The organism is Streptomyces sp. T39, from assembly GCF_008042045.1.
GTDB lineage: Bacteria > Actinomycetota > Actinomycetes > Streptomycetales > Streptomycetaceae > Streptomyces.
The window spans coordinates 1-9,704 of the sequence record NZ_RDBP01000093.1; the positions used below are offsets into that span (position 1 = coordinate 1).

A 9,704-nucleotide genomic window follows, 5' to 3' on the forward strand; every position below is an offset into this window, starting at 1 on the left:
TCTCCCACCTGGCCTCCGGCCTCCGCCACCGCCGTACCCGACCGGTCGCCGGGGCTGGGGTGGCGACCGGTCGGGTACGGCGGTGGCGGAGGCCGGAGGCCAGGTGGGAGAGGAAGAACAGGCTCACCGCGACGCCGGACACGGTCGCGCCCGCCGCGGTGCTCAGGTGCCAGGAGAGCAGCAGCCCGAGGAAGGTGGCCGTCGCACCGAGGACGGCCGCGAGCGCCATGACGCCCTGCACACTGCGCGCCCAGGGCAGGGCGGCGGCCGGCGGCGCGATGAGCAGCCCGAGGACCAGCAGGGTGCCGACGATGTGGAACGAGGCGACGATGGCCAGGGCCAGCAGCCCGAGCAGCGCGGCGTGGGCGATACGGGGACGCAGACCGAGGGTCCGCGCCTTCCGGGGGTCGAACGCGAGGGCCAGGAAGGCCCGGTGACCGAGGACCGAGACGGCCGCCGCGAGCACCAGGGCCGCCGCGAGCAGGAGGAGGTCCCCTTCGTGGACGGCGAGGACGTCCCCGAAGAGGAAGCCGGTCAGGTCGACGGCGAAGGACTGCGAGCGGGACACGATGATCACACCGAGCGAGAGCATGCCGACGAACAGCAGGCCGATCCCGGTGTCCTGGGAGAGCTTCGGGGTGCGGTGCAGAGCGGTGACGCCGACGGTGATCACCGCCGCGCTCGACGCCGCCCCCAGCAGGGGGTTGCCGCCGAGCAGCGCGGCCAGGGCGACGCCGGGCAGCAGCCCGTGGGACATGGCGTCCCCGAGGAAGGCCATCCCCCTCAGGACCACCCAGGTACCGGCCATCGCGCAGATCATCGACACAAGAAATCCGCCCCAGAGGGCCCTCTGCACGAAGGTCGCCTCGAAGGGGGCTGTCAGCCACTCCATGACGCCACACTACAATGACAATCATGTTCAACAAACCCTCACCCCTGTTCGGCGCCTCCGCCGCCCCGGCCCCCCGGGTGCGTGTCTCGGATCTGAGCGCCGGCTATCCCGGGCGGCCCGTCCTGCGCCGGATCGACGCGGACATACGGCCGTTCACCATCACCGCGGTGGTCGGTCCCAACGGCAGCGGCAAGTCCACACTCCTCGGCGTCCTGGCCGGTGTGATCGATCCGGCCGCGGGAGACATCGCGTACGGCAGCCCCGTGCCGCCGGCCTTCGTGCCGCAGCGCGCAGCCGTCGGGGACACACTGCCGCTGACGGTCCGCCAGACCGTGGAGATGGGACGGTGGGCCGAGCGCGGCCCGTGGCGCCGGCTGACCCGGCAGGACCGCGCGCGCGTGGACACCGCGATGGAGCGTCTCGGCATCACCGCCCTCGCCGCACGCCAGCTCGGCGAACTCTCCGGCGGACAGCGCCAGCGCGCCCTGATCGCCCAGGGACTCGCCCAGGGCTCGGATCTGCTCCTCCTGGACGAGCCGACCACCGGGCTCGACCCGGAGGCCGGGGAACGCATCGCCGCGCTGCTGACCGGGCTGGCCGCCGACGGCGTGACCGTCGTCCAGGCCACCCACGACCTGGCGGCCGCACGCGCGGCCGACGACTGTCTGCTGCTCCACGAGGGACGCCTGGCCGCCCAGGGCCGTCCCGATCAGGTGCTGACGGCGTCGGCGCTCACCGGCATCCGGTACCCCGTCTGAGGACGGCCCCCGCCTGCGCACCGCCGCCCGCCGCCCGTGACGCGTGCGGATCCGCGCCCGTCGGAGGCGTTCGCCTGCTCGTCACGGGCGCCCGCCCCCCGGGATGGGTGCGGACCACCACCATTCGGCCCCGCCGCGGAACGCGTGCGCCTGGGGGCACCGCGCGGCGATGACGGGGGCCGGACGCTCATGTGCGAGTGGCGCCGATGACATTGACTCGGGCATGCCGATCGGCCCCCACGGCCCCGGCACCGAGCGCGCGACCCGCGCAGTCGACCACCCAGGAGGTGTCCAGGATGAGCGTCCTCAAGCTCCAGAACCTGCAGCCGAGCACCACTCCCAGCAGGGCCGCCGTGATCAGCGTGACCAGCAGCGGCAGCAACTGCTGCACCACGAAGCCCAACTGATCCGAGCCGTCGCGTCCGGAGCGGGCCGGACGGTGAGCGGCCCCGGGGTGCCGGGGCGGTGAGCCGCGGCACGCGCCGGACGGACGGCACGGGCGATCCGTGCGGGGGCGCGCACCTGCCCCCGCGCGGATCCTGCCGCTTCCTGCCGCATTCCGGGGCACCACCCCGTTCCCGGCAGCCGCCGGCTGCTCCCTCGGACCGACACAGAGGCTGACATGCGCGACGAACGCTGGGTCAACCGTTTCCTCTTCGCCTGGAACGACTCCCTGTTCTTCGACCCGCTCGACGTCGACTACGAACCGGCCGACGACGACTTCCTGGCCGGGCTCGACGAGCGGACGCGCGCGCGCTTCGTCCGCAGCGGGATCTGGTGGAGCCACCGGCACGACCCCGAACTGCCCGCGCAGGGCTGGAAGATCCATGTGTCGGCGAGCGTGGACTCCGCCCGCGAGGTGGCCGGCGCCGTGATCGGCCGTCTGACGGAGCAGGGGCTCGACTTCAAGATCGCCCTCGACCTCAACATCTTCGAGATGCTCAACTCCAAGGCGATGGCGCGGGGCAGCGGCGGCAAGCTCGTCACCGTCTACCCGCCCGACGAGACCGCGTTCCGGGCGTGCCTGGCGGATCTCGCACGGCTGCTGGAGGGCACGGAGGGCGCCTATGTCCTCTCGGACCTGCGCTACCGGGACAGCAAGGCGCTGTACTTCCGCTACGGCCAGTTCCTGGACACCCACACCGTGGACGTCCTCGGCCGGCGCGTGGCGCACATCACGGGGCCGGACGGTCCTGTCCCGGACGACCGGCGACCCGGTTACGCCCGGCCGTGGTGGGTGCCGTGGCCCTTCGCCGACTGGAAGCCCGACGACGAGACCGACGGCGGGGCCGGCGGCGAAGAGCTGCTCGGGGGCCGCTTCCGGGTCACGGGGGCCATCCAGTTCTCCAACAGCGGCGGGGTGTACACCGCCGAGGACACGGAGCGGGACAACCGCCGGGTGGTCCTCAAGGAGGCCCGCCCGCACACCAACTGCAACCCGCGTCAGGGCCACGACGCCGTCGACATCCTCGCCCGCGAGTGGATGTTCCTGACCCGGCTGGCCGACACCGGCTCCTTCCCGGTCCCGGTGGCCCGGTTCAGCCACTGGGAACACCACTTCATCGCGGAGGAGTTCGTCGAGGGCTCCGACATCCGCTCGGTGCTCCTGGAACGCAACCCGCTCGCCCGGCCGGGCTTCGACGTCGAGCAGTCCCGGGAGTTCCTGCGGATCTTCGTCACCGTCTTCCGCGGCCTCGCGCGCGCCGTCCGGTCGGCGCACCGGCGCGGGGTGATCCTCGGCGACCTCACCGCCGCCAACCTGCTGGTCGATCCCGGCACCTGGGCCGTGACCGTCGTCGACCTGGAGGCATGCCGGCTGGCCGGGACCGAGGACGGCGACGAGGACGGACTGACCCGGCCCGTCGAGCTGTTCACCCCCGGGTTCAGTCTCTCCCGGAGCCGGTACGAGGCGTTCGGGACCGAGGGCGACCTGTTCGCGCTGGCGACCACGATGGCGTACTTCGTCTTCCCGATCGCCGCCATGTCGTACCTGCGCGAGGACATCTTCGACACCTACCGCATCTTCGTCGACGGCCTGGGCTGGCCCGAGCGGATCCACCGCCTCCTCACCGACCTGGCCGCCGCCCGCATCACCCTCACCGACGCGCTGGCGGAGCTGGAGCACGAGGACGGGCTCCTCGCCCGGGTCCGGGTGCCGCGGCGGCCCTCCACGGCCGGTGTGCCGGCCCTGCTGGCACGGGCGGAGGCCGGGGTGGCCGCCTTCGTGGAGGCGGCGGCGGACACCCGGCGGGCGACGCTCTTCCCGGTGGACCCGTTCGCGCACATCACCAACCCGCTCAGCCTCGGTTTCGGCGCGAGCGGTGTGCTGTGGGCGCTGAACGCCTCCGGGATCCCGCCGCGGCCCGCATGGCGCCGGTGGCTCCACGGAGAGCTGGCCCGCATCGACACGGCGGAGTACCCGGACGGCCTGATGAGCGGCCTCGCGGGCATCGCCTGGGCGGCCGACTCGCTCGGCATCGAGGGCCCGGCACGGCAGATGCTCGCCGAGGCGAACCGGCGGGCGCCCGACCGCGGCGACCACACCTACTACTACGGCCTCGCCGGTGTCGGGATGACCGATCTCCGCTTCCACCTGCGCACCGGCGACCCGCGTCATCTCGCCGCGGCCCGGGTCTGCGCGGAGGTGCTGCGCGACACCGTGCACCGCGACGGCGGCCGGGCGTTCTGGCTCAACGACTTCTCGTCCGACGGGCCGCTGACCGGCCTCGGCTTCGGACAGGCCGGGGTCGCCCTGTTCCTGCTGCGGATGCACCAGGTCACCGGGGAGGACGCGTATCTGCGGCTCGGCCGGGAGGCGCTGGCCTGGGAGACGGCGCACGCGAAGCCCCTGGACGACGACGGACCGCTCATGTTCGAGCACGAGGGGACCATGGAGCCGTACATCGAGGTGGGCTCGGCGGGAGTGGCCCAGGTACTGCTGCGCTACGGAGACCTCGACGGCGCCCGGACGATCCTGCGCGGCCTGGACTTCACCCACGCGGTGCTTCCCGGGTACGCGTTCGGGATCACCGGAGTGGCCGACGCCCTGCTCGACGCCGCCCGGTTCACCGGCGACCGGTCGTACCGCGACACGGCCCTGCGCCAGCTCGACTTCGTCCGCAGGGCGTTCCTCTTCGAGCCCGGCGAGCGCTTCGGCGTGCCCCGCGGTGACGGGCCGCCGCCGCTGGGCGTCCCCGGTGAGGGGCTGCTGCGCTGCTCCTGCGACTACCTGACCGGCTCCGCCGGCGTGCTGAGGGTGCTCCACCGGGTGAACAACGGCGGCGCGCCCGGCTTCCTGCTGGACGAGGTGACGCGGTGAAGCAGCTGTGGCACACCCTGCGCGGGCACCGTCTGCCGTTCGTCCTGATCGCCGCCGCGGAGGCGGCGACGGCGGGCGTCGAGGCCCTGGTGCATCCGCTGCTGCTGAAGGCGCTGTTCGACCAGGCGATCGTGACCGCTGACTTCGGGCGGTTCCTGTGGCTGGGGGCCGGCTACCTGGTGCTCGGGCTGTCCCTGAACCTCGCCGGCTATGCGATCTCCTGGTGGCGCAAGCGGTTCGAGAACGGTTTCGTGCTGGTCCTGGAGACGGAGCTGCTCGAACGCTCCCTCGGGCAGGACGGGCGGAGGATGTCGCAGGCGGGCAACGCCTCGTACGTCAGCCGCATCCACAACGACGTCCACGAGGGCGTGCTGCCCGCCGTCGATTTGTGCGTCCGTATCGCCCGCGGGGCCGTCGCGTCGTTCGTCTTCCTCTGCGTGCTGCTCTACCTGTCCTGGCAGGCGAGCCTCGTGCTGCTGGTCATCGTGCCGCCACTGGTGCTGGTGAGCAACCGGCTGGCCCGGCGGATCGAGGACAACACCGAGCCGGAGCGCGAGGCGGAGGCCCGGTACATCAACCGGCTCACCGGCACACTGGAGGCGTTCCACGCGCTCCGCGGCCTGCCGCGGCTGCTGCCCGGCGCCCGCGCGGCCAACCGGGACGCGCTCGGCGGCTTCCTCGGACTGACCTTCGTCAACTACCGGCTGGCGCTGCGGCAGCGGACCCTCAGCGACCTGATCATGAACCTGTCGGACACCGCCTCGATGGTCATCGGCGCGTTCTTCGTCTTCTCCGGCCGGATGTCGTTCGGCAGCTTCCTCGCCTTCGTCAACTCGCTGTGGCGGGCGGTCACCGGCATCTTCGACCTCGTCAACATGATTCCGCAGGTGCGGCGCAGCTCCGCCGTGCTCACCCGGATCGAGTCCCTGCGGGACGCCGGCATGCCGGCGTACCACGAGAAGGGCGCCCTGGTCTCGGTGACGGGGGCGCGCGTCGGGTACGGCGACGGGGCCGAGGTGGCCATCGAGGACTTCGAGCTGCGGCCCGGCGAGCACGTGCTGCTGCGCGGACCCAACGGCTGCGGGAAGACGACACTGCTGCACATCGTCGCCGGGACCCTCGCGCCCGACAGCGGCCGGGTCACCCTGCCGGCCACGGTGGCGAGCCTGACCGCCCCGGTGAACCTGCCACCGCTTCCGGTGCGCGACCTGGTCGCCGACGAACGGCTGCGCACGGCGCTGGGTCTGGACGGCCTGGCCGGGCAGCTGCCGTCGGAGCTGTCGTCCGGCCAGCGGCAACGCGTCGGCATCGCGGCCCTGTTGTGCGAGGAGGCGGACGTGTATCTGGCGGACGAGCCGTTCGCCAACCTCGACGAACAGGGCAGGGACCTGGTGCTGCGGACGATCGAGGAGCGGACGGCGGGCCGCGCGCTGCTGGTCGTGCACCACGGCGACGACGCACTCGACGTCCGCTTCGACCGTGTGGTCACCCTGGCGGCGGCCGGGGCGGTCACCTGAGCGGGGGCGCCGGGGCCGGCCGTGCAGGGGACGGCCGGCCCCGGCGCCCCGGGCCGCGGATCCGGCGGACCGGCCCCGGTCGGCGCGCTCGCGGCGGCCCGCGCCGTCAGATCGCCGGATCCGCCCGGGCGGCGGAGGCGAAGGCCGCGCGGTTGGGGTGGCCGGTCTTCTGGAGCAGGCTGGCCACGTGCTTCTCGACGGTGCGGTGCGATATGTGCAGCCGGCCCGCGATGTCCTTGTTGCCGATCCGCTCCGCCACCAGCCGGGCGACCTCGAACTCCCGGACGGTGATGCCGCACCGCCGCAGTTCCCGGGGCACCTGCGCGTCCCCGGCGCGCCGCTGCCGTACGGGGGCGCCCATCCGGCGCAGCAGTGCCCGGCAGGCGCCGGAGACGGTGCGCAGACCCGCCGTGTGGAAGTGTTCCTCCGCCTCGCGCAGCCAGTCGACCGGCGCTCCCCAGCCGTCCCGGTGGGCCGCCGCCGCGACCAGCCGCACACACAGGTTGCGCGCCGTGGGGTAGGGCTCGGCCGCCGCGAGGGCCGCGCTGGCCGCCGCGGACGCCTCACCGGGGCGGCCCTCCCGGCCGAGCAGCACGGCGTCCGCCAGGGAGACGAACTGCCGGTTCCAGCGGGTGCCCCCGGCTCCGGCCCGGGCCACCTCCGCGTGATGGCGGCGGCCCATGCGTCCGGCCACCACGCCCAGGAGCAGGACGATGCCGTGCCGGCCGATGTCGCCGGTGGCGGGATTCTCCGTGTCGTAGGCGAGCGCCTGGGCGAACTCCCGCTCGGCGGCGTCGTGCGCGTCCTCCAGCAGCGAGCAGAACGCCCGCGCCAGTCCGTACGACATCGCCCGCACCCCCGGCGCCGCGTCGACGAGCGGGCCGAGCCGGTCCAGGGCCTCCTCCATCTCGGCGCGCCGGCCCTGGTGCGCGTACCGCACCGCGTCGGCCAGCCGCATCCGCGCCAGGCAGGCGCCCAGCCCGAGGCGCTCGGCGTCGCCCACCGCCTCCCGGACGCGCTCGGCGGCCGCGCTGAACTCGCCCCGCCGGACCTGCTCCAGGGCGAGGGCGAAGTCGGCGTCCAGGGCGGGCGGCAGCACACCGCCGCGCCGGGCCTCGTCCCGGGCCTCGTCGACCGGCCCCGGGCGGCCGTCCCGGGCGGCCGCCAGCCGTGCCAGCCGGAGATCGGCTGCGGCCCGGAGGGCGGGCAGCCCGTGGGCGTGGGCGATCGAACACGCCCGCAGGACGTACGCGGTCGCCGCGGCCTCGTCCCGTTCCGCCGCGAGCCGTCCGAGCAGGAGCAGCGCCCGCCCGGCCCGGTCCGGCAGACCGGCCCGCTCCGCGGCCTCGGCGCCCCGGCGGGCGAGCGCGGCGGCGGTGACGAGCCGGTCGGGCGTCAGGCGGTGGAGCTCCACATGGGCGGCGGCGACGTCGACGACGGCGCGGTGGGCGTCGTCCGGCCGGTCACCGAGCAGCAGCCGGGCGATGTCGATGTGCCGGACGGCCTCCGCGGGCCGACCGGCGAGCGCGGCGGCCTCGGCGAAGCGCGCGTGCAGGCCGGCCCGGCGGCCGGCCGGCAGGTCGTGGGCGCCGGCACGGGCGGCGGCGCCGGACGGCACGGCGTCCAGGCGCCCCGCGGCGACGGACGTGTCGAGCAGCTGCTCCAGCACGCCGGCGTGCGCCCCTGCCGCGGGGGCGGGGCCGGTCAGCCGGTACGCACGGGTGAGCAGGTCCAGCGCGCGGTCCACCGCGCCCTCGCCACTCGCCCGGGCGGCCGCCTCGCAGTACAGCCGGACGGCTTCCCCGGTGTTCCCCGCCTGCCCGTGCAGGTCGGCGGCGCGGGCGCACCACGGGCCGGGCAGCCCCGGGTGGAGCTCCGTCAGCGCGTCCGCCGCGCGGCGCGCGGCACCCGCCCGCTCGCCGGGGCCGAGGCCGGCCAGCACGGCCGGGGCGACCAGGGGATGGCGGAAGGCCCACCACCCCGCGCTCGCCGTGTCGGGAACCACCAGCCCGGTGGCCGTGGCCGTGCGCAGCGCCGCGGCCAGCGTGTCGTCGCCGCACCCCGACGCACGCTGCACCGCCGCCAGCGGGAAGCGCTGCCCGAACAGGGCTGCTGTGTGCAGGAGTTGGGCGCCGTGCGGGCCGAGGCGCGCCGTCCGGCGTCCGACGCTGTCCGCGAGCGCGGGCGGCAGGGCCGGGGCGGCGGCGTCGGCGCGGGCCAGAGCAGGGACGATCTCCCCCAGCACGAAGGGGAGGCCGGCGCTGTCGGCCATGGCACGGTCCAGCAGCGCGGGGCCGATCTCCTCGGGGGTGACGGCCAGTTCGGCGGCGAGCAGGCTGCGCACGGCGTCGCGCCGGAGCGGTGACAGGTCGACGACGGCCGCGGCGCCGCGCTGGCGGGCCCGGGCGATGAGGTCCCGCGCGGCGCCCGGTTCACGGCCCGCCACGAGCAGCAGCACGGCGGGGTGCCGTCCGATGTGGTCGAGCAGGTACTCGACAGCGGCCAGCGTCGCAGCGTCGGCCTCCTGCAGGTCGTCGACGACGAGCAGGCATCCGCGCCGCCGTCCGGCGACGGCGAGGGCGCGCAGCACCGACTCGGCCACCAGCAGGGGGGACAGGGGCCCGGACGCGGAGTGGTGGGTGCCCTGCAACAGCGCCGCGAGCTGGGGCCCGCAGGCGTTCGTCCCCCCGGGGCCGGGGAGCGCGCCGGTGCGTGTCAGGCAGAGCAGCCCCTCGACGAGCGGCCGGTAGGGCACCGCCGGCCCGACCGTGCCGGCCCGCCCCCTGGCGGTGGCCATGCCCGCCCGCTCGGCCTCCGCGAGGGCCTCGGCGGCGAGCCGGGTCTTGCCCACGCCGGGCTCCCCGGTCACCACCACCGCGACGCCCCGCGCGGCCCGCGCCGCCGCCAGCGCGGCCCCGATGCGCGCCGTCTCGGCGGCCCGGCCCACGAGTTCCCCCCGGGGCGGGGGGCCACCGGCGAGGGGCGTCGTCGCGTCGGTGGGGGCATCGGGCTTCGTCATCATCTGCCTCTCCTGGTGCGTGGGGAACCGAAGGTGCGGCGTCGAACGGCCGACGGTGCTGTGCCCGGGGGCGCCGGCACGGTGGTGCGGGGACGGGCGCGTGGCCCGGGAGGCGGGGGCGCCGGGTGCCGTGCGCCGTCGCACGGGTGCGGGGCCGAAGGCCCGGCGAGGGGCGGGCGCGCCCCCGCCTCCCGGGCCA

At 75.3% G+C, this 9,704-nt stretch carries 6 protein-coding genes; 4 read left to right on the top strand and 2 right to left on the bottom strand.

Translation table 11 applies throughout. From position 1 onward, the window contains the following. The coding region (gene aztB / locus EAO77_RS35470; RefSeq protein ID WP_147992438.1) for a zinc ABC transporter permease AztB at positions 1 to 892 on the bottom strand (892 nt) is incomplete at its 3' end. A 14-nt stretch (positions 893 to 906) separates the two neighbouring features. Between aztB and aztA the strand changes: the two genes are divergently transcribed. From aztA to EAO77_RS35485, 4 genes are all read left to right on the top strand, one after another. Continuing rightward, on the top strand, positions 907 to 1,650 hold the full coding sequence (gene aztA, locus EAO77_RS35475) for a zinc ABC transporter ATP-binding protein AztA (protein WP_147992439.1): 744 nt from the start codon (positions 907 to 909) through the stop codon (positions 1,648 to 1,650). A 296-nt stretch (positions 1,651 to 1,946) separates the two neighbouring features. Then, positions 1,947 to 2,057 carry a class III lanthipeptide gene (locus tag EAO77_RS39110; RefSeq protein ID WP_187283560.1) on the top strand — a complete coding sequence of 37 codons (111 nt, stop codon included), beginning with the start codon at positions 1,947 to 1,949 and terminating at the stop codon, positions 2,055 to 2,057. Between the two features lie 215 nt (positions 2,058 to 2,272). Further along, a complete protein-coding gene (gene lanKC, locus EAO77_RS35480; RefSeq protein ID WP_147992440.1) occupies positions 2,273 to 4,969 on the top strand; it encodes a class III lanthionine synthetase LanKC in 2,697 nt (898 codons plus the stop codon). After that, positions 4,966 to 6,486 carry an ATP-binding cassette domain-containing protein gene (locus EAO77_RS35485; RefSeq protein WP_147992441.1) on the top strand — a complete coding sequence of 507 codons (1,521 nt, stop codon included), beginning with the start codon at positions 4,966 to 4,968 and terminating at the stop codon, positions 6,484 to 6,486. Before lanKC ends, EAO77_RS35485 begins: the two co-directional genes overlap by 4 nt. Before the next feature lie 106 nt (positions 6,487 to 6,592). Here EAO77_RS35485 and EAO77_RS35490 read toward each other — a convergent pair whose 3' ends face one another. Beyond that, positions 6,593 to 9,508 carry an AAA family ATPase gene (locus EAO77_RS35490; RefSeq protein ID WP_147992442.1) on the bottom strand — a complete coding sequence of 972 codons (2,916 nt, stop codon included), beginning with the start codon at positions 9,506 to 9,508 and terminating at the stop codon, positions 6,593 to 6,595. Positions 9,509 to 9,704: the final 196 nt, after the last annotated feature.